We start from the raw sequence: 20,849 nt of genomic DNA, 5'->3' as shown, positions 1-20,849 counted from the left end.
CTAGGCTTCTTTATTTAAGTCTGGTAAATTTGTATTTTTTCAGAGAAATAATTAAGAAAATACCAAGAGAAACAATGGACCACAGAAGTGAGATAGCCGGGTCAATATTTCTGACAACAAATAGGGATGGAAGATTACCTAAGGCAGAGTCATTCATCGTGATGAACCAACCCAACAGCATATTATTTGCTGCGTGAGCTCCAATCGACAATTCGCTACTGTTCGTTTTTGTCGTGATAAAACACCAAATGAATCCAGTTAACAAATAATCTGCTCCAATCAATATGGGGGAATACCCCATTTCAGGATTGGTGAAATGGAGCGCGCCAAAAATCGATCCTACTATAAGTGATAAAAGTAAAGGAATACGAACCCATTTTCCGAACAACTGCAAGAGATATCCTCTGAAAAATAATTCTTCACAGGTCGTTTGAATGGGAGTTAAAACCAGTACGAGTACAAATAAAATCAAAAAATCGGAAACCCTAACATTGTTGAATGAGTAATCCCCAGGGTTAAAGAGGCAATCGACGATGGAAGTCAGACCCAGGATGACAAAGTAGGTAATAAATCCAAAACCTATTCTCTGCCAATCTATTTTTCTATTGGGCGTAATGAGCGATGTAAATCTCCGTTTGTGAATGAAACGAATTGCGACAAAAAGGCCCAAAAGCCAAAACAAAAATTGTGAATTCATCAAGGCAAAATAAGGTAACGGATTAATTCCCACATAATCCCCTTTATCTAAATCCAAATAGGTATGGGGGTTTCCATCTGTATTAACGATCCATTCACTGATGATGACATAAGGCAGCGTCCCGACAATCATAAATAGAATTATGACAATAAATGAAGATAAATACCGCTTCCAGCTATTTTTGCCTTTTATTACTCTAATAAAATCCAATTACATTAACACCTACATTCTAGTAGTTTAAAAAAACATAAACAAATTATTGTATTATTGGATAAATTAGTTGATTTCTCTAATTAATTCCTGGTTGTTTTATTAATATAGATTACTTTATAAGAGGGCAGAGAGTCCCTGTAAATTGCTAAGGGTGTACTCAGTTTTAATGTATTACCTCAATAATCCTATTATTACATAATTTGTATACAAGTTCTTTTTCTAATTGTGCTAAAGATGTTAAAAAAGGAATAAACATTATGGAGCTTAACCGTTGCAACTACGTATCTTGTATTTATGAAATTAGGTGACAAGTATAGCAGACGTTCCTTGTTTGGAATAGGAGCTGTTATGGGCATTGCCGCATGGTTAATTCTAACATTCACCGGAATGAACTGGTTCTCACTCTTTGCTTTCGTTATCCTTTGGGGCAGTGCTGCCGGCTTCGGTGCACAAGCGTTCTATGGTTTATGGGCTAGCGAACTTTTTCCTACCAAATACCGTGCGGGAGCTCAGGGAATTATGTATTTCTTAGTAAGACTTGGCATCGCCATCTAGTCATTTATTTTACCAACTGTTATGGATAAATTAGGATTTAAAACAGCTGGCATTGTAATGCTCGTATTCTTGGCCATTCATTGTGTAATCGGTATTCTACTTGCACCAAATACCAATGGAAAAACATTAAAACAAATTGAAGAAGAACGGTTTGGAAAATCAAAAGCAATAAAAGGCAAAGCTGTTTAAGTGAATAAATGTAAGTAAGCCTGGTTTCAACTTTACGTTGGACCAGGTTTTTATTTTTATGGTTCTAACAAACTTTCAGGTAGTTCACCGAAATATGATATGATTTGGCTAAAATAAGAAAAAACTGTATTCGGGAAAAGGTGAACAAATTGAACCAGGACCTTCTAAATGAACTTCTGCAAGTAACAGATGAAGAAAAAATCATTTTGGATCAGCGTAAGAATGTAAGTAAAGAACTCTACACGAGTAAGACAAACTTTATCATAGAAAGTGAAAAATTTCTTAGTAAAGAAAAAATGATTATGGTTCGAAAACATACACGTTTTGTTGATTTCCCTTTGCATAAGCATGATTATATCGAGATCAATTATGTCTATAATGGTGAACTAAAGCAAACGGCTGGCGGCCGGCCCATCACCTTAAAAAAAGGGGAACTGTTATTACTCAACCAGCATATTGAACATGAAATTAAAGCATGTGCCAAGGAAGATATTGTTATTAACTTTATTATTCGGCCTGCCTTCTTTGATTTTATTTTTTCATTCTTAAATTCAGGTAATATTGTCAGTGATTTTTTAATCAGCGTCCTTTATAACAACACCCAAAATGGTCAATTCCTATATTTTAAAGTAGCGGAAGTCGAGCCAATCCAAGATTTAATTGGAAAAATTATCTATGAAATTATGCATCCTTCTACTTTCTCGGAATCAACCATTAAGCTTTACATGAGTCTTTTAATGATAGAACTAATTAAAAATACTGATTTAGTAGAGCGAAAGGAGGAAGCATCGATCAACCACTATTTGGTGGTGGAATCTCTACAATACATTGAAGAAAATTATAAACATGCTTCACTATATGAATTAGCGGAGAAATTAAAGCAATCCCACTACGGTTTAAGTAAAACAATCAAAAAGGCAACGTCACATACCTTCAAAGAACTGCTGCAGGAAAGACGTCTTTTAAAGGCAAAAGAATTATTAGAGAGTACGGATATGCCCATTTCTTCTATCGTAGAAGAGGTTGGCTATGATAATATCAGTTATTTTTATCGTATTTTTAAAGGAAAATATGGCCAAACCCCCAAAGAGTTTAGAGAGCAGACGGTAAAAGAGAAAATATAGTTGGTATAGAAGAAAGCGGAATCATTGGTACACGCTTTCATTGTGGCGTATAATGGAATGGAAAGTAGAAGGGAGGAACATTCGTTGAAATACATAAACATTGCAAACACAGATCTTCAAGCATCAAACATTATCATGGGAAATATGCGCCTGCCGCAGCTTTCAACAGCTGAGGCAGAGAACTTAATTCGTTCGGCAATGGAAGAGGGAATTAATTTTTTTGACCACGCCGATATTTACGGGAAGGGAAAATCAGAGGAACTTTTTTCAGAAGCAATCCAATTGAGCCCTTCCATCCGCGAAAAAATGATTTTACAGAGTAAATGCGGGATTCGCAATGGTTACTTTGATTTTTCAAAAGAACATATACTAGAGTCGGTGGATGGAATTCTAAAGAGATTAAACACAGAATATCTTGATATTCTTCTTCTTCACCGTCCTGATCCATTAATGGAACCTGCTGAAGTAGCGGAAGCATTTGACGAACTGCATAACAGTGGAAAGGTAAGATATTTTGGTGTTTCAAACCACAATCCTGCTCAAATTGAACTATTACAGAAGTATACATCGCATAAATTAATAGTAAATCAGCTGCAGTTTAGCATTGCACATACACCGATGATCGATTCAGGAATTACATTGAACATGAAGGTTGACCAAGCCATTAACCGAGATATGAGTGTATTGGAATACAGCCGCTTAAATGATATCACCATCCAAGCCTGGTCCCCATATCAACACGGCTTTTTTGCCGGATCTTTTTTAGGTGATTTAGAGCACTATCCAAAGCTAAATGAGGTGATCGAAAGTATCGCCCAAAAATATGGTGTGACCACTACTGCAATCGCTACTGCGTGGATTACTAGACATCCAGCAAATATCCAAGTCGTGGTTGGAACAACCAAAGTAGAGCGGTTGAAGGATTCTTGTCAAGGCTCAGATATCCGATTAACTAGAGAAGAATGGTATCAAATCTATAAAGCAGCAGGCAATATGGTTCCATAAGTGAAAAAGGGCATGAGTACTCTCTCTCGAGAAAACTCATGCTCTTTTTCTTTCTTCCGAAGAAATTTATATTTTTACTAAGAAATAGATTTTTGGGAGAGTGTGGATGCTGTTTGTGCGAACTTCTGAATATCAATGTATAAAATATGATGTTCTTCCATTTCTCTAATTTTAAAGGAATAGTCTTCAAATGTAATAGAGTCATTCATTTTGGCATCAAATTTCTCTGACAAGAACCAGCCGCCAATCGTATCCAAATCCTTATTCGCTATGGTAGTACCTAAAATATCGTTGACCGTTTCAATTAGAACTTTACCACTTACAATATAATGCTCATTGGATAATTGACGTACATCAGGAACTTCGTCTGTATCAAATTCATCTCGGATATCACCTACAATTTCTTCAATAATATCTTCAACGGTAACAAGACCAGATGTACCACCAAACTCATCAAACAGGATAGCCATATGGGTTCTTTCCTTTTGCAATTTCAATAGTAAGCTTTGAATGGGAATCGTTTCAATTACAGAAATGACTGGTTTGATGAATGGGGTAAGAGATGTATTCTCTACCCAATTCTTATCCAATTTAGTTGTTAAGATATCCTTAATATTAATAATACCGACTATATTATCTTTATCCCCGTTAATAACAGGATAACGTGTATATTTTTGTTCCTTTATTAATGAGAGGATCTGTTCTCGAGTATCATCCACTGATATACTTACCATTTCAGTTCTGGGTACCATAATTTCTTTTGCAATACGGTTATTAAAATCAAAAACATTATTTACATAGGTTAATTCAGATTCATTGATTTCCCCATTTTGATAGCTTTCAGACAGGATAATTCGTAATTCTTCTTCTGTGTGAGCTAACTCATTTTCGGAGGCGGGTTTTAGGCCAAATATGCCTACTAACAATCTAGAAGAACTATTTAAAATCCAAATGAACGGATAAAATACTTTATAAAACCATATCAACGGATTAGCAAAAAGAAGTGTAATGGTTTCAGCTTTTTGGATGGCAAAAGATTTTGGAGCTAATTCTCCCACAACTACGTTGATAAAGGTAACAAGAACAAATGCTAAAACAATAGATAATATATGTGTTACCGAACTATTCAAGTGAAAAAAGGTAAAGAGCGGCTGTAATAGCTTTGAAACGGTCGGCTCTCCTAGCCAGCCTAGACCAAGAGCGGTAACGGTGATCCCGAGCTGACATGCTGACAGGTATTCATCTAGATGTGTAACGACTTGTTTGGCAGCCTTTGCTCCTTTTTTTCCTTCTTTTATCAATTGATCAATACGTGTCCCTCTAACTTTTACAATCGCAAACTCTACAGCCACAAAAAAAGCAGTGAGGGCAATAAAAATTGCGATCATAATCAGGTTTACTATTTCCAAATGTATGGCCCTACAATAGGTAAGGCCTACACCTCCAGTCTTAAAATCTATTAATATTCCATTTAAATTTGAACTATAGTTCAATTATGACATAATGTCATCTGATTTGTCAATGAAACATGAAATTCGGTTCATGTTTTTGATGATAATAAAGGGGAAATGGAATATTTAGCGAAATCTACTAATATTGCTTGAAATGTCCTTATTACTTTTGTTTATGGGGGAGATTGGGATGACTTTAACGTTTATTAAGGGTTATAAAGATAATGTTCTATTACGGAGGAGTTTGAATGAACTAGCCTTAAATACCTTTGGGATTCAATTTGAAACCTGGTATCAACATGGTTTTTGGACAGAAAAATACCAGCCATATTCCTATATGGATAAACAGAAAGTGGTAGCAAATGTGTCCGCTAATCTCATAAACTTAGTTATTAATGGGGAAATAAAATCGGCTATACAAATCGGAACCGTTATGACCCATCCTGATTATCGAAATAAGGGTTTAACAAGAAAGCTTATGGAAATGGTTCTTGAAGATTTTAAATATGTTGATTTAATTTATTTATTTGCCAACGAGACAGTACTTGAATTCTATCCAAAGTTTGGTTTTCAAGTGCTTGAAGAAGCGCAGTATTACATGGATTATACCTATAAGGCTTCTAATGGTAATGGTTCAGGGATTATCAAATTAAACGGTAAGAAGGCAGGGGATTTATCGTTTATTTATTCCATCGCGGCGAAAAGGAAGAGCGTGTCACAGGTTTTTGGCACAACAAGCACGGAGGAGCTTTTCATGTTTTATTGCATCATGGTTTATAGTCAGGATATCTATTTTCTTCAGGAGGAAAATGCACTTGTTCTTTTTCAACATGAAGGTAAGGAAATGCATATTTATGATGTGGTTTCGGAAGAGGACATAGATATTCATACCATTATTAGTAAAATTGCTGTTCCAGAGACAAAAAGAGTAATTTTTCATTATCATCCTGATTATTTCGGTTTAGAGTTTTCGGAACTGCCATACCACTCGAGCACGGTTCTTTTTGTAAAAAATCAAGGGAATATTTCACTGACGGGTGGAGTGAAACATCCGCTTACAGCTCAAGCCTAATAATATAGTATAGAGAAATGCCCGACTAGACTCTAATCGGGCATTTTTTCTAATTAATGTTTATTTAAAAAGTCTAGTATCCGTTCATTTACTAAGTCATTTGCTTCTGTCACGTAGATGTGGCCCGCACCATTAATCGTTAATAATTCTGCGTTCTGAATTTTTTCCGCTAAGGTCAATCCGTTTTCATAGGGCACTAGTCGATCTGCATTACCATGAATGACCAGTACAGGAACTTTAATTTGGTCAATTTCACTATAGGTATCATGGGCTAAGCAAGCCTGAAGCTGCAGCATGTAAGCAAATGGCTTAACAGGTATTTCGATTCTTTTTTGAATATCTTCTGCCACCATGTCGCGATGCTTTTCAATAAAATCTTGGCTGTACAGAATGGGGGCTGTGGCCCATGCCATTTCTTCAGGTGTTGCGATTGTTGATCCTCTTGATAGCAACATCATCGACACATCCATGCTAGGTTGCACATGATTTATTCCACCTGATGTGGTACAACCAAGAATTAAGGAACGAGTCCTTTCTGGATATTTTAAAGCAAATCTTTGAGCAATCATGCCTCCCATGGAAATGCCATATATATGAGCGGAATCTATTCCTGCTGCATCCAGAACAGCTTTGCTATCGTCAGCCATTAGTTCAATGGAGTATGGAGTATTGGGTTTTCCGCTTGAACCTGTTCCTCGATTATCAAAAATAATTACTTGAAAATGCTTACTTAGTACCGGAAGAGTTCTATACCAGGATTTAGAATTCAATCCCAGCCCCATGATTAATAGCAAAGGCTCCCCTTCCCCGTGTATTTCAAAATAAAGGTCAATCCCGTTGGCATTGGTTATAGGCATCCCATACACCCTTTCCTTTCCAAATAATAGTAAATAATATGAAGAAAGACTCCATAGAAGAACAAGCTTACCTAAATTTTAAAGACTGATAGAAACTATTTATGTTAATAAATCTTATAGAAGAATATTATTTTTTTAAAAAATAAATAAACACGACACAAAAAAGATGGAGAATATTAGATTATTACAACTGTCGAAAATCGAAATAAACAAGAAAACATTTCGACAAAATTCATCAAGTTCAACAGGTTTGAAAAATGATAGCGATTTCAAAATTCTTGTGGTACTTAAGGTTGTTCGGAGTGTGGTTGGAAAGGTATATGTTTGAATCAAAAAATGCTGAATAATGTCGAGAAGGAAAGGTTTACAAAACGGCATTTTCCAACAATAATCATAATTATATCAATATTCTATTAATAAGTAGAATTACTTCTTAGAATTGCGGCGTTATTAAAAGGAATATTTACTAAGTTAGGATAATTCTTAGGAGGTATCTTTTTTATGGTTTATCTGCAAAAGCCGTGGTTGAAAATTTATGATCCAAGAATTGATGAACATGTGTCCATTAAACACCGTTCCCTTTATGATTTTTTACAAGGAGCAGTTAACCTGTATAATGATAAACCAGCTTTCACATTTTATGGAAGGGTTTGGAGTTTTAAAGATACCTTGGCAGTTACGGACCAATTTGCCGCCGGTCTTTATAAAGACGGTTTCCAAAAAGGTGACCGCTTCGCCATTATGCTTCCTAATTCCCCACACTATATTTTTAGCTTGTTTGGGATTTTTCGCCTGGGTGGTATTGCTGTTCAGGTAAATCCTATGTACGTAGAAAGAGAAATCGAACATGTTTTAACTGATTCAGGCTCACAATATATCGTTGTTCTAGATGCTCTATACAATAAAGTTAAAAAAGTCCAACCAAAAACATCTTTGAAAAAAATCATTGTGGTCAGCCTAGGCGGCGACAGAGCAGCTCTTGCAGAAGGAGACCAATACTTCGACGAATTCCTCCATGAGAATATAATTATTCCTGAAGTACATATTGATCGTGAAGATGATGTTGCATTGCTTCAGTATACGGGCGGAACCACTGGCCCATCAAAGGGAGTGATGCTAACACATCTTAATTTACTAGCTAATTTTAATCAGGTATGTGATTTTGCTTATAAGACCTGTGAGAAACCAGAGGATTTTAAAATGATTACTGTACTGCCTATGTTCCATGTTTATGGACTATCAAGTACAGCTCTTTGCGGTATTCGAGAGGGCGCGAATCAGATAATTTTGCCGCGCTTTGACCCAAAGGAAGTCATGGAAACCGTTAAACGTGAAAAACCTTTCCAAATGTCTGGTGTTCCCACCATGTATTTTGCATTAAACAGCCAGCCGGGATTGGAAGATTGCGGTTTTGATCAATTATATTACGTTAGCTGCGGCGGGGCCCCGCTTCCAGTGGAGTCAGCCAAATTATTTGAGAAGAGGACAGGGGTTAAACTGCTAGATGGATATGGTCTTTCTGAATCCGCCCCAACGGCTATTTTCAGTCCGCCGTTTGTCCCTAGAAAATATGGCAGTGTTGGAATCCCTGTACAAAGTACCATTGCTAAAATAGTCCTTCAAAAGGATGGGGGATATATTGATGCACCTATAGGTGTTGAAGGTGAATTAGTCATCAAAGGACCTCAGGTGATGAAAGGTTATTGGAATCGTCCAGAGGATACAAAGGAAACAATTAAAGATGGATGGTTGTTTACAGGAGACATCGCCAAGATGGATGAGGAGGGCTATTTTTATATTGTTGACCGTAAAAAGGATATGATTATTGCGAGCGGTTACAATGTATATCCAAGTGAGATTGAAGACGTCCTCTATCAGCACGAAGCGGTTGAAGAGGCGCTTGTGATAGGAGTGCCGGATTCATACCGGGGGGAAACAGTAAAAGCATTTATAAAGCTAAAAGGAGGATTTTCTGCCACCGAGGAGGAAATTATACTATTTGGCAGGGAAAATCTTGCCCCCTATAAAGCACCAAAGGAAGTTGAAATCCGCTCTGAATTGCCGAAATCTTCAGTTGGAAAATTACTAAGAAGAGTTTTACGAGATCAAGAATTATTAAAAGTAAAAGCTTACTAGGGAGAGAGATTTCATGAATATTCAAGAGCTTTTTAGTCTAAAAGGAAAAACGGCAATTGTAACCGGCGGGGGCAGAGGTCTTGGCCAACAGATTGCGGCAGCTTATGCAGAAGCAGGAGCGAATATTGTTATTTGTTCCAGGAATTTAGATGCTTGTAAGAAAATTGTTGAAACCCTTCAAGAAAAAGGGGTTCGCGCACTTGCCTTTAAATGTGACGTATCTAATCCGGAGGATATCGAGCATGTGGTAGATGAAACCTTAAAGGAATTTGGCAGGATTGATATTTTAGTAAACAATAGCGGTACAAGCTGGGGAGCGCCGGCATTAGAAATGCCGGCTGATAAGTGGGATAAGGTAATGGATATTAACCTTAAGGCTGTTTTCTTATTCTCCCAAGCTGTGGGAAAAATCATGGTCAACCAAAGGTCCGGTAAAATTATAAATATTGCATCTATTGCAGGTCTTGGCGGCCAAGATCCATTGGTTATGGATGCAATTGGCTACTCTGCAAGTAAGGGAGCAGTTATTACCTTAACTAAGGATTTAGCCGTAAAGTTAGCGCCGTACAATGTCCATGTCAATGCGATTGCTCCGGGATTCTTTCCAACGAAGATGGCCAAGGCAATTCTTGATTATTCAGGCGAAAAAATACTCGAGCGGACACCTGCAGGCCGTTTTGGTTCAAATGACGATATGAAGGGGCCGGCATTGTTTTTAGCATCAGATGCTTCTAACTATGTGTACGGACACATTTTGGTTGTTGATGGGGGAACCACAGCCACCGTCCAGTAATTTTAGCAGGCAATAATTTAAGAGGTTAAACATGAATTCTAAACAACAAGACACCATTCAATTTTATAAACAAATCGAGGCAGAAATAAATAAGAGAATTCATGCTAGTACCAATTCCCGGGCCTTTACAGCGGCTGTTGGAAAGGCTATGGATTCACATCTTAGAGAATTAAGGATATCTAAGCGATTAACGACTAGATGGTTAAATCGTATGAACCTTCCCACAAAGGATGAATTTGCAGCCCTTTCCAATAGAATCGTAGAGATTGAGGAAGAGATAGATTCTTTGGATGAATCTATTTACCAGACGATCAACCTGCAAAAGACCAATCAAAGAAAACTGAGAATGGTTCGGGAATTATTGGAGGAATGGTCCGACTTCTTAAAGAGCGAGACACAAGCTAAACTAAGCAGTAACATTCAAACATTAGAGAAAGATCTTCAAGAATTAAAGCAATTATTTGAAATGGATTTTACTAAGGAGGAAGAGGACAATGGTAGAAAATAGTGGAAAAGTTTTAGAAATTCAAGAGGTAGAGGAATTAGAAAAGGAGCTTTCAAGCCTTGACCTTTTATGGAAGATTGGTTTTGACGAATTAGATGCATGGGCGGAGCGTTTTAACAAACAAGATGAGCGTTTCTTAGAGGCTGTAAGAAATTATGTCGAGAAAGCAAAGCAAAACCAAGAAAATGTGATTACGGTTGCGGCCCAATTTGGATTAGAGTTAAAAGAATGGGAACAGGCAACGCGTGAGGAACTTCTTATGTCCACTACATCGCTGCAGTATTTTTTCCCTGTAAAGTCGTATGAGGAAATCAATCAGGTAGTGGAAGATATTCAAAATAAATCCGCTCAATTACTTATTACACCTTTTCAAAAATTAACTACTGGGCAGCTTCAGGCACTTGATAAGTTATTAGAAGCTGTTGAACAGTATATTTCAATGAGGAAAAAGGGACGTGAAAAGTATCTCGAGAGTGTAAAGAAAACAACGAATGTTCTTTATGAAAACCAAAAATTATTTGTTGATGTTTTTACAAGACAGGTTAAATCAGCGATATTACCTTTTCAAAAATATTTGAAAAAGTAATAGGATGAACAAAATCATAAGAGGTGTTGGCAGATGTCTGATAAAAAAAATTACGATCCATATGAATCCCTTCATAAATTAAGTTTATTGTGGGAAAAGCAAATCAATGATTTTATCTTTCTATTATCCAATAATAAAGACTATGTAAAAATGTCACATAGAGGGACAGATCTGCATTCACGTTACCTTGAATCTTTTAAAAAGAATCAGGAAGCATTGGCAAGTGTTCTTAATTTGCCAACAAAAACTGATATAACAAATGTGGCGAACCTAACCCTTCAAACGGAAGAGAAAATGGAAGCCCTAGAGGAACAAATTTGGGATTTGCAGGATTCTGTAAAGTCCCAAAATAAAGAGATAGAAAGTGTTGTCGAAGTATCCAAGGAAATTATCAAACTAACCAAGCAATTAAAAACAGAGTTAGTGAAAACCAAAAAGGAACTTGCCGAAACTAGGAGTTTGCAGGCGGAACTACAGGAATTGAAATTTGAATTACTAAAGCTCAATGATTTTAAACAAGAATTTGAGACTATTAAAGACTTAATTAAAGAAGAAAAGGCTGTAGAGCCTGTGTTATCTGGTTCTGCTTCAGGAAATTAAATAGAAGGGGGAGAACATCCCATTGGCAGAGGATTCAGCGTTAAAAGGTTTTATTCCTACCTTGGATTATGACAAAGAAATGAAGCGCTGGGCGAATATGTTTAAGGTTCTAAGTGAACCAGAACCGGAAATTGGTCATACTCCTAGAAATGAAATTTGGAGGAAGAATAAATCCGTTTTATGGCATTATCCAGCGAAAAAGAAGAAATACGAAATCCCATTATTTTTTGTCTATTCCTTATTTAATAAACCATATATTTTAGATATTGCCCCTAAGGCCAGTGTCATTGAGGGACTTACTAACATGGGGTATGAAGTATATTTGTTGGATTGGGGTTCACCTGGTTATGAGGATAAGAAGATTGGAATGGACACGTATATTGAGAAATATTTACGGACGGCTGTAAAGCGGGCGATACGCCATTCGGGGGCCAAGGAAATCACTGTCATTGGATATTGCTTAGGAGGGACGATTGCTTCCATCTATGCGTCGATAGCGGAAGAGCCGATCAGAAATTTAATTGTCGCCACCGTTCCAATCGATTTTCAGCCATTTATTGGACCTGATAAGTGGGCAGAAGGTTTTAGAGAAGGAGATATTAATATCGACCGCTTTATTGATACGTACGGAATTATTCCACCTAAATTAGTCGAGGGTATGTTCCGGGCAATCGGTGCACCCATCTATTTTACCAATTATACTAATCTTTTACACCGTGCACACGATTCTAAGTATGTTGATAAATGGCGCCGGATGAATAAATGGACACTTGATCAGGTGCCGTTTGCCGGTGAGGCGTATCGACAATTAGCCAATGATCTCTTTAAAGAGAACAAGCTTGTAAAAGGAGAAATGATGGTCGGCAATAAAAAGGTTGACCTGAAAAATATAAAGGCCAATCTGTTTGTTGTTTCCGGTTCACGGGATAATTTAATTCTCGAAGACCAAAGTAAACCGATCATGGATTTAGCCTCAAGTAAGGATAAAACGTATATCACGGTTGAAGCCGGTCATGTGAGCTTGGCTTTAACAGGGCTGTTTGCAAAAATCGTCGACCAATGGGCTGCTAGTCGTTCCAATCCGCTCTAAAATGAGTCATAATATGAAGTACAAGTAAATATATAATATGTATAGGCAAGTGGAGGAGGAAGTTCATCCCTCCTTCCTCAACTTGCTGTTTTATGCTTAATTAAAAAGCTGCGCAGTACTTTATTAAAACTATCCTTTGCTTCGAGTTTGGCAATATGTCCTGTATTTCTAAAAATGACAAATTCAGAGTGAGGAATTTGTTTGTGCATGAGCAGCTGGACCCAGACAGGGGTCACCGAATCATATTGTCCTCCAATGATTAAAGTAGGAATCTTAATCTTTGGAAGCAAGGTTAAATTATTTACTTCCAGGCACGCTTCCATCGCCTTAAAATGGTACTCTCGGTTCGGACGGTAGAACTGATAAAATTTTTCAAGATTATCTTTGTTCCATGAATAAAGGCAAATCTTTGCAGCGGTTTCTCTTAGTACATCAGGTGATTTTTTTTCTGAATGAGCTTTTCGATATTTTAAAAATAGTTTTCCTAATGTTTCCGGAGCATAATGAAAAGTACTAACAAGCATTAATGAACGGCACATTTCAGGGGCTTGTCGATAAATCTCTTGTGCTACCATACCTCCCATTGACAAACCGCAAATGTGCGCGCTTTCAATCTTTAAGCCTTTTAACAGATGAATGACATCCTCAGCAAAGTGTTTTATGGAGATTTCTCCTGGATTTTGATATTCACCATGGCCGCGTAAATCTGGTATTATTAACTCATATTGATCAGCAAATTCAAACTGGTTTGACCAGCCTTCTTTTACTTCTCCAAGACCATGAATAAAAACTAATGGTTCACCCTCACCAAATCGTAAATAAGGAATACATGAGCTGCCACTAAAAAATTCTCCCAATTTCATTCCTCCTAATGTTTTTATAAACATATGTTGCCAAGATTTGTAAGGTGTAAACATTTGTAAAATTCTGATTAGTTAATTATATAGGGAGAGGGATTTAATTATTACGGATATATGTAATTTACATATATAAAAGAAATTCAGTAAGGCTGGTAGAATTTTGTTTTAAGATAGATGGATATCAGCTACAATGAAATATTAAGAGGAAAAAATTTTTTTCGGTATGAAGTTTTTATTAATGAGGTACTCTTTATGATCAAAAAGTATTTGACGTTTCAAAAAAATAATGGCATTGCACCATATATTTGGACCATTCTTTGTATCCTGCCTTTTTATTTTATATTACAGTCCTCCTCTACGCTTGGGATTGTTCTAGGAATATTACTGACTTTGGTGTTCTTTATTCTCTATCGAATTGCATTTATTTCTAAGGGCTGGCCCGTTTACCTATGGACGCTGATTTTAATTGGAATATCCATTACAGCATCCAGTCTCTACAGCTATGTTTATTTTGCCTTTTTCCTTGCTTATTTTATCGGAAATATTAAGGATCGGATTGCTTTTTTAACTTTATATTTTATACATTTAATTAGTACGTCTGCATCAATTAACTATAATATTGTCATGCAAGAAAAGTTGTTTCTTCAACAGCTGCCCTTTGTTATCATTATTTGGATTAGTGTCATTCTTCTCCCGTTCAGTATTCATAATCGGAAAGAGCGCGGACAGCTTGAAGAGAAGCTTGAGGATGCAAATAAACGAATTTCGGAACTTGTTAAATTTGAAGAGCGAAATCGAATTGCCCGTGACCTTCATGACACACTTGGACAAAAGCTTTCACTCATCGGATTAAAAACTGATTTGGCCCGAAAATTAATTCTAAAGGATCCTGAACAGGCACGGGATGAATTAAAAGATGTACAGCAAACTGCACGAACTGCCTTAAGTGAAGTAAGAAAAATGGTTTCTTCCATGCGTGGCATTCGTCTAAAAGATGAGATCTTCCGAGTTAAACAAATGATTAAAGCAGCCCAAATTAATTTTGAATCTAAAGGTGAGTTTGCACTGCAGAATGTTTCGTTGTTAACCGAAAATATCTTGAGTATGTGTTTAAAAGAAGCCGTAAACAATGTGGTAAAGCATAGTGAGGCAAAAACTTGCTCTATTGGTATTTCACAATTGTGGAAGGAAACGGTCTTAACCATACACGATGATGGTGTATTTAAGGGCGATGCGGATAAGCTGTGCGCGGGGCATGGTTTAATTGGCATGAAGGAACGGCTAGAATTTATTAATGGCAGTTTAGAGGTTTTAACGGAGGACGGAACCACTTTAATCATCACTGTGCCTAATGATGTAAAGCCAATCGATAAGGAGGATCACAAATGATTAAAATAGTTATTGCTGAAGATCAACAAATGCTCTTGGGTGCATTTGGATCCCTGCTTAATTTAGAGGATGATATGGAAGTGATTGGTAAAGCTTCAAATGGGATAGAGGCTGTAGAGCTTGTAAAGAATTACAAGCCAGATGTATGCATTATGGACATTGAAATGCCTGGTAAAAGCGGCCTAGAAGCTGCGGAGGATCTAAAAGGACTTGGATGCAAGGTTATCATTTTAACGACGTTTGCACGGACTGGTTATTTTCAGCGTGCTTTAAAAGCGGGAGTCAGCGGCTACTTATTAAAGGATAGTCCAAGTGAAGAGCTGGCAAGTTCGATTCGAAATGTGATGGCGGGCAGACGAATTTATGCGCCTGAATTAATGGATGATGTGTATGGAGAAGAAAATCCATTGACTGACAGAGAAAAAGAAGTGCTAGAGCTTGTTGCAGATGGAAAAAATACCAAGGAAATCGCTGAGACACTGAGTATCAAAGCGGGGACTGTTCGAAATTATATTTCAATTATCTTAGATAAACTAGAAGTTAAAAACAGAATAGAAGCCATTACCCAATCAAAGGAAAAGGGCTGGTTTAAATGAGGTGTATTCCGGGGAATACACCTTTATTTTTTGGCCGTGGAAAACTTGGATGTTGTTTTCCGCTCTAGGTGCTTCGCTTTGCAAGGGGGAATAAGCTTTACTCTACGGCTGTTTGGTATTTTTCTAAAAAGTTTTTAATATATTCGACTACCTCTATAGGACGTTCTTCTGGAACAGCATGGCCTGTTTCCTTTAATACTATGAGTTCAGAGTTAATCAAATCCTTATTTAACTTTTCACCTACTTTGAGTGGCATGGACCTATCATGATCACCCCAAATTAATAAACATGGTGTTTTTATTTGGTTAAGTACTTCACCCGGTAAATCGCCCTCCCGGTCACGTATCATTCTAGTTAAGGCTCTAAAAATTTCATCTTGTAAAAAGGGTTGTAGATAGCCATTGATCATATCTTCATTAATGATGGAATGATTATATAAGGCATCCTGGAGATTCTTCCGTACTCCAGTACGAGCGAAATAGTATTTAACAAAACGGTGAAAATAGGGCAAATAACTAGTTAAGATTAAAGGTAACTTGGAACGTTTTAAGTAAGCAGAACTGCAAAGGAGAATCGCTTTGTCTGCAATATCTGGCACCATATGGAGTATGTTTAGAACGATTTGCCCTCCCATTGAATGACCGATAAAGGTCATCTTTTTAAGGCCTAAGGATTCAGTTAATTGGATAACTGTTTGAGCAAGGTTTTTATAGGAATACACATACTGATTACATTTGCCGCTTTTGCCAAACGGGGGAAGATCGATTGATAACACCTGATAATCCTTTTTTAACAAAGAAATTAAATGGCGAAATGTAAAGGTGGAAGAAAGAAATCCATGTAATAAAACAAACGTTTCTTTCTCTGTTTGATGAGGATAAAATTCATAATACACATTAATATTATTTACCGTTTGATGGCCGGTGAAAGCAGCCTGCTCCATACATTTTTCCTCCTGTTCCACAAAAAAATAGTTAAACTTAATTTTCCCCTCACTTTGCAAAAAATGCTTTTAACACCTAAAGGGAAATGTAGGAATTTGTGTGTCTTTTTTCTAAAAATTAGTACAAAGTTACTAGGTGGATCTGATAAGATTAAATCAAAAGTGCTCTAATTTTGTGTCCATTGTATAGATACAAATGTACTTCGTTGGTGCCTGACACCAAGTTTTCAAGGGGGAATAGGGTTGAATATTATTGAGGCGTTTCATGTGGAGAAGGAGTTTAATGGACGTACCATTTTAAAGGATGTTTCGTTTACGATTGTAGAGGGATCAATTATTGGCCTGCTTGGACCAAATGGAGCCGGAAAAACTACGCTTATTCGATTGCTTAATGGCGTAATTGATGCAACAAGCGGCACAATGAACGTTATGAACTATAATCCAAAGAATCAAGGGGATGAGATTAGAAATAAAGCAGGAATCATAACGGAGAGTGCGGCACTTTACCACGATATGAGTGCTTGGGATAACCTTGTTTTTTTTGCGAAGATCTATAATGCCTTTGATCCGAAGCGTATCAAACTCTTATTAGAACAATTCGAATTGTATGATAAGAAAGACCAATTAGTTGGAACTTTCTCAACAGGTATGAAAAAACGGTTATCTATAGCCAAAGCACTGATACATAAGCCAAGACTCTTGTTTCTTGATGAACCAACAAATGGACTAGACCCAGAAGGGATTAATGATGTCATCGATTTATTAAGGAAGGTGAATGCAGAGGAGGGAGTGACGATATTAATTTGCTCTCATGTCCTTCATCAACTTGAAACGATTTGTGATTCCTTCCTTTTTTTAAAGGAAGGTCGATTGATTGAACAGGGAACAAGAAGAGAGTTGGAGGATAAGTATCTAAAGGAAATTAACCTTTTAGTAGAGACTGGGCTTCAGCCAGCTGACTCTAAGCTTTTTAAGGGTTTTCCATATAAAAGAAAGAGTCCTGTCCACTTAGAATTCACCCTGCTTTCTAAGAAACAAATAAGCCCATTATTAAAGGAAATCTTATCAGAGTCTTGGATATACTCTAGTGAAATCACAAACAGAGGCCTTGAAACACTTTATTTCAAGATTAGAGGTGGGGAATATGAATAAACAAATTATAACAGCAATTGTTCAAAAGGATATTAAAATTACCTTTTCATCTAAAAAGGTATGGGTACCTATGGTGATTTTACCTGTCATCCTTTGTATTTTGTTACCAGCTCTTTTTGCTTATGCTGGGCTTCATACAGGTCTAGTTGGAGAGAATTCCAAAGATTTAGAGAAACCCATTACTTCCTTTATCAATAACTTTCCTAATGATCATATGAGGAATACACTTTTGTCCCTGCCTAATTTGGGATACAAATCTGTTTATTTCTTTTTAAACTTTATGATGATTCCCTTTTTCTTAATGGCCGCAATTATTAATTCAATGGTAACTGCATCCAATAGCTTTGCTGGAGAAAAAGAACGAAACACACTTGAAACCTTATTGTTTGCTCCGATAACCGTGAAGGAGCTCTTCATAGGGAAAGTAGCAGCAGCCTTTATTCCCTCGCTTCTAATTACGTTTGCAGCCTTTTTATTAAATGCCATTATTATAAATATCATTACCTACCCATACTTTCATGAGATTTTATTTTTAAATACTACATGGCTTTTATTAATGGTATGGGTCATTCCAGCTGTAGTGATTTTTAATATCGTTTTGAATGTGTTAGTCTCGGCTAGAGTAAAATCATTTCAAGAAGCCCAGCAGTATGGTGGGATGATGGTATTGCCCGTTGTAGGAATAATTATCAGTCAAGCGAGCGGCTTATTCTTCTTAAGTCCATTAGTACTCCTTCTCATCGGGGCAGGGTTACTAATTGCTAACATCTTCATACTAAAAATGATTACAAAATATAATCAAAGAAATGCGCTATTTGAAAGCCAGATCCATTAATATAATGGAGGTATGATATGGCGTGTCCTCCAGTGGTTTGTCCTCCTGAAATGGACGGTGTCTTCCTTTGGTGCCTGACACCAAAAACAACATAAACTAAGTATTTAAACTTATTATAAAATTTTTTTAAAAAATTGAAATAAAGTGTTTGAATTTTTTGAAAACTCCTTGTATAATAAAAAAAAGCTCAAGGAGTTGATTTCCATGGAAAAGAAATTACTAAATTCACCACAACATTCGGATGAGAATCAAGATGCTGTTATTGCTGAGATGTTCCTAAACAATGCCCTGCTTGAATTTAAAAGGGAGAAAATCCGAAAGGAAATCGACCAAACATTACAAGATGGGGATAAGGAGTTATTCCTTAAATTAACAGAAGAGCTAAAGAAAATTTCATAACATTTACTATCCTAATCAAATATTAATAAACGGCCCTATCCTGACACGGATAAGGGCTTCTTTCTGTTTTAACCACCATGTCCTACCAGGGAGAATGTGTTGTGGCATCTTGGCAGTGGCTGCTGATATAATCAGTTTCAAAGAGTTAATTTTCTAAGGGCAATTTTATAAGCAGGGGGACCTAATGGATACTAAATTTAATTTGTATTTAATCAGACATGGGGAAACATATTTAAACCGATATAAAAAAATGCAAGGCTGGGCAGATAGTCCACTTACTGAAGAAGGAAAAGCAATAGCAATCGAAACTGGGATGAAACTGGCAGATGTTCCATTTGCCCGAGTATATACAAGTGATTCTGGCAGAACAGTAGAAACAGCGGAAATGATCCTTCAGCAAAATCATTACAGTAAGAACCTTTCGATCAATAGAAGAAAAGCCTTTAGAGAAAGTTTCTTTGGCAGCTTTGAAGGGGAATATTCTGAAGTCACTTTTAGAAAAGTAGCTCAAGACAATGGCTGTTCGAACTCTAGTGAATTATTTCAAAAACATACCTTGGAAGAAGTGATGAATTTTATTAAACAATCGGACCCATTTCGTCATGCCGAGAATTATCATGAGCTATGGGAGAGAATTGATAAAGGATTGAATGAAATAGTATCCTCAAATGAACATAACCATGAAAATATATTACTTGTGACTCATGGCGTAATCATTAGACACATCATAAGTAAATTTTCTACTGAATTTGAAAATACTATGGAAATCAAAAATTCTAGTGTTTCTGTCATAGAGTATTTTAATAACAATTATAAAGTAATTTCTTTTAATCAATAAGTAAATTTATTTTTTACAAAGTTTAAAAAAATAACTATTAGCTGAAAGCCAAAAACTGTCCGAAGAAAATGGGCAATGGAGTAGATTGGTGTGAAAGAGAAAATTCTCGATGAATTAAAACAAATAGAGCAGCAATTTGAGGTCAAAGTATGCTATGCCGTTGAAGCGGGAAGCCGGGCATGGGGCACAGCTTCAAAGAATAGTGATTACGATGTCCGATTCATATATGTCCATAAAAAAGATTGGTATTTATCCATTGATCAAAAACGAGATGTTATTGAGCTTCCGATTAATCAACAACTCGATCTACATGGCTGGGATATACGAAAGACCCTCCAGCTATTTAGAAAGTCAAATCCATCATTGCTTGAATGGGTGCATTCCAACCATGTTTACTTTCAGGCTTTTAAGCTTATTGAAAAAATGAAAGACTTAGAACAGTATTTATTCAACCCAAAATCCGCACTATTTCATTATTTAAATATGGCAAAAGGAAATTTACGAAATGGTCTACAAGCTGCTCCAATTATAAGTAAGCAGCTGCTAAACATCATTCGGCCGATTTTAGCTTGTATGTGGATAGAAAAACAAAACAGCTTTCCTCCGAATGAACTGCCCTTTTTAATCAAGGAATTAATCAGAGAAGAAGAATTAAAGCAGGAATTGCTAAGTTTGATAGAAAGAAAAATCAATCGGGATGAGCCAAGGTATGTATTAAATCTGTCTATCCTTCATAAATTTATGGAAAATCAGATAAAATACCTCGAAGAGTACGCCAATAATTTAAACGTATCGCCAATCGATACCACACCTTTATTAAATCAATTATTTAGAGAAATTTTAGATGAAGTCTGGAGTCAATAAAATAGGTTGATTCCACATAATAGTATAACTTTTAAAAAAGCCTATATTGAACACTACGTGATTACTGCTCGCCAAAATGGTGGGCTTTTTTTAATAAGAT

General features: G+C 36.5%; 21 protein-coding genes and 1 pseudogene. 17 read left to right on the top strand and 5 right to left on the bottom strand.

From position 1 onward, the window contains the following. Positions 1 to 10: 10 nt before the first annotated feature. Positions 11 to 907 carry a CPBP family intramembrane glutamic endopeptidase gene (locus CVD27_RS16800; protein WP_101649052.1) on the bottom strand — a complete coding sequence of 299 codons (897 nt, stop codon included), beginning with the start codon at positions 905 to 907 and terminating at the stop codon, positions 11 to 13. Positions 908 to 1,165: 258 nt separating this feature from the next. Here CVD27_RS16800 and CVD27_RS16795 point away from each other — a divergent pair. From CVD27_RS16795 to CVD27_RS16785, 3 genes and pseudogenes are all read left to right on the top strand, one after another. After that, positions 1,166 to 1,654: pseudogene (locus tag CVD27_RS16795) on the top strand (MFS transporter); the annotation flags it as partial. Between the two features lie 149 nt (positions 1,655 to 1,803). After that, the gene (locus CVD27_RS16790; protein WP_101649051.1) at positions 1,804 to 2,778 is read left to right on the top strand and encodes an AraC family transcriptional regulator; all 975 of its coding nucleotides are present in this window, start codon (positions 1,804 to 1,806) and stop codon (positions 2,776 to 2,778) included. A gap of 84 nt (positions 2,779 to 2,862) precedes the next feature. After that, entirely contained in the window at positions 2,863 to 3,783 is a 921-nt protein-coding gene (locus CVD27_RS16785) for an aldo/keto reductase (protein WP_101649050.1), read from the top strand. A gap of 77 nt (positions 3,784 to 3,860) precedes the next feature. On the opposite strand, the gene CVD27_RS16780 is transcribed toward CVD27_RS16785, so the two are convergent. Further along, positions 3,861 to 5,171 (bottom strand): hemolysin family protein, encoded by a 1,311-nt coding sequence (locus CVD27_RS16780; RefSeq protein WP_101649262.1) that lies wholly within the window; start codon positions 5,169 to 5,171, stop codon positions 3,861 to 3,863. 253 nt (positions 5,172 to 5,424) lie between these two features. On the opposite strand from CVD27_RS16780, the gene CVD27_RS16775 reads away from it, so the two are divergent. Next, positions 5,425 to 6,306 (top strand): GNAT family N-acetyltransferase, encoded by an 882-nt coding sequence (locus CVD27_RS16775; RefSeq protein WP_101649049.1) that lies wholly within the window; start codon positions 5,425 to 5,427, stop codon positions 6,304 to 6,306. Between the two features lie 53 nt (positions 6,307 to 6,359). Here the strand turns inward: CVD27_RS16775 and CVD27_RS16770 are convergent, their stop codons facing one another. Then, positions 6,360 to 7,163 carry an alpha/beta fold hydrolase gene (locus tag CVD27_RS16770; RefSeq protein ID WP_101649048.1) on the bottom strand — a complete coding sequence of 268 codons (804 nt, stop codon included), beginning with the start codon at positions 7,161 to 7,163 and terminating at the stop codon, positions 6,360 to 6,362. Between the two features lie 501 nt (positions 7,164 to 7,664). Here CVD27_RS16770 and CVD27_RS16765 point away from each other — a divergent pair. The 6 genes from CVD27_RS16765 to CVD27_RS16740 are packed head-to-tail and all read left to right on the top strand — an operon-like array spanning position 7,665 to position 12,873. Then, positions 7,665 to 9,299 carry a long-chain-fatty-acid--CoA ligase gene (locus CVD27_RS16765; protein ID WP_101649047.1) on the top strand — a complete coding sequence of 545 codons (1,635 nt, stop codon included), beginning with the start codon at positions 7,665 to 7,667 and terminating at the stop codon, positions 9,297 to 9,299. A gap of 13 nt (positions 9,300 to 9,312) precedes the next feature. Next, positions 9,313 to 10,092 carry an SDR family oxidoreductase gene (locus CVD27_RS16760; protein WP_101649046.1) on the top strand — a complete coding sequence of 260 codons (780 nt, stop codon included), beginning with the start codon at positions 9,313 to 9,315 and terminating at the stop codon, positions 10,090 to 10,092. Between the two features lie 31 nt (positions 10,093 to 10,123). Continuing rightward, a complete protein-coding gene (locus CVD27_RS16755; RefSeq protein WP_101649045.1) occupies positions 10,124 to 10,600 on the top strand; it encodes a hypothetical protein in 477 nt (158 codons plus the stop codon). Then, positions 10,587 to 11,183, top strand: a complete 597-nt coding sequence (locus tag CVD27_RS16750; protein WP_101649044.1) for a hypothetical protein — start codon at positions 10,587 to 10,589, stop codon at positions 11,181 to 11,183. The genes CVD27_RS16755 and CVD27_RS16750 overlap by 14 nt, the downstream gene beginning before the upstream one ends. Before the next feature lie 33 nt (positions 11,184 to 11,216). Next, complete coding sequence (locus CVD27_RS16745; protein ID WP_101649043.1) at positions 11,217 to 11,783, top strand: polyhydroxyalkanoate biosynthesis repressor PhaR; 567 nt, start codon at positions 11,217 to 11,219, stop codon at positions 11,781 to 11,783. Positions 11,784 to 11,805: 22 nt separating this feature from the next. Continuing rightward, positions 11,806 to 12,873 carry an alpha/beta fold hydrolase gene (locus CVD27_RS16740; RefSeq protein ID WP_101649042.1) on the top strand — a complete coding sequence of 356 codons (1,068 nt, stop codon included), beginning with the start codon at positions 11,806 to 11,808 and terminating at the stop codon, positions 12,871 to 12,873. Positions 12,874 to 12,950: 77 nt separating this feature from the next. Here the strand turns inward: CVD27_RS16740 and CVD27_RS16735 are convergent, their stop codons facing one another. Then, positions 12,951 to 13,730 carry an alpha/beta fold hydrolase gene (locus CVD27_RS16735; RefSeq protein ID WP_101649041.1) on the bottom strand — a complete coding sequence of 260 codons (780 nt, stop codon included), beginning with the start codon at positions 13,728 to 13,730 and terminating at the stop codon, positions 12,951 to 12,953. A gap of 255 nt (positions 13,731 to 13,985) precedes the next feature. On the opposite strand from CVD27_RS16735, the gene CVD27_RS16730 reads away from it, so the two are divergent. Beyond that, a complete protein-coding gene (locus CVD27_RS16730; protein WP_101649040.1) occupies positions 13,986 to 15,122 on the top strand; it encodes a sensor histidine kinase in 1,137 nt (378 codons plus the stop codon). Continuing rightward, positions 15,119 to 15,718 (top strand): response regulator transcription factor, encoded by a 600-nt coding sequence (locus CVD27_RS16725; RefSeq protein ID WP_101649039.1) that lies wholly within the window; start codon positions 15,119 to 15,121, stop codon positions 15,716 to 15,718. Before CVD27_RS16730 ends, CVD27_RS16725 begins: the two co-directional genes overlap by 4 nt. A 97-nt stretch (positions 15,719 to 15,815) precedes the next feature. Here the strand turns inward: CVD27_RS16725 and CVD27_RS16720 are convergent, their stop codons facing one another. After that, positions 15,816 to 16,661, bottom strand: a complete 846-nt coding sequence (locus tag CVD27_RS16720; RefSeq protein WP_101649038.1) for an alpha/beta fold hydrolase — start codon at positions 16,659 to 16,661, stop codon at positions 15,816 to 15,818. Between the two features lie 243 nt (positions 16,662 to 16,904). Here CVD27_RS16720 and CVD27_RS16715 point away from each other — a divergent pair, with 243 nt between their 5' ends. From CVD27_RS16715 to CVD27_RS16695, 5 genes are all read left to right on the top strand, one after another. Beyond that, positions 16,905 to 17,813, top strand: coding sequence for an ABC transporter ATP-binding protein (locus CVD27_RS16715; RefSeq protein WP_101649037.1), 909 nt, complete (start codon positions 16,905 to 16,907; stop codon positions 17,811 to 17,813). Continuing rightward, a complete protein-coding gene (locus CVD27_RS16710; protein WP_101649036.1) occupies positions 17,806 to 18,648 on the top strand; it encodes an ABC transporter permease subunit in 843 nt (280 codons plus the stop codon). Before CVD27_RS16715 ends, CVD27_RS16710 begins: the two co-directional genes overlap by 8 nt. A gap of 204 nt (positions 18,649 to 18,852) precedes the next feature. Further along, positions 18,853 to 19,047 carry an IDEAL domain-containing protein gene (locus tag CVD27_RS16705; RefSeq protein WP_101649035.1) on the top strand — a complete coding sequence of 65 codons (195 nt, stop codon included), beginning with the start codon at positions 18,853 to 18,855 and terminating at the stop codon, positions 19,045 to 19,047. Between the two features lie 184 nt (positions 19,048 to 19,231). Then, the gene (locus tag CVD27_RS16700) at positions 19,232 to 19,885 is read left to right on the top strand and encodes a histidine phosphatase family protein (RefSeq protein ID WP_101649034.1); all 654 of its coding nucleotides are present in this window, start codon (positions 19,232 to 19,234) and stop codon (positions 19,883 to 19,885) included. 90 nt (positions 19,886 to 19,975) lie between these two features. Beyond that, positions 19,976 to 20,749, top strand: coding sequence for a nucleotidyltransferase domain-containing protein (locus tag CVD27_RS16695; protein WP_101649033.1), 774 nt, complete (start codon positions 19,976 to 19,978; stop codon positions 20,747 to 20,749). Positions 20,750 to 20,849: the final 100 nt, after the last annotated feature.

The organism is Neobacillus cucumis, assembly GCF_002860255.1.
Lineage (GTDB): Bacteria > Bacillota > Bacilli > Bacillales > Cytobacillaceae > Neobacillus > Neobacillus cucumis_A.
Note: the sequence above shows the minus strand (reverse complement) of the source record. Positions and strands in the feature narration are given on the sequence as shown.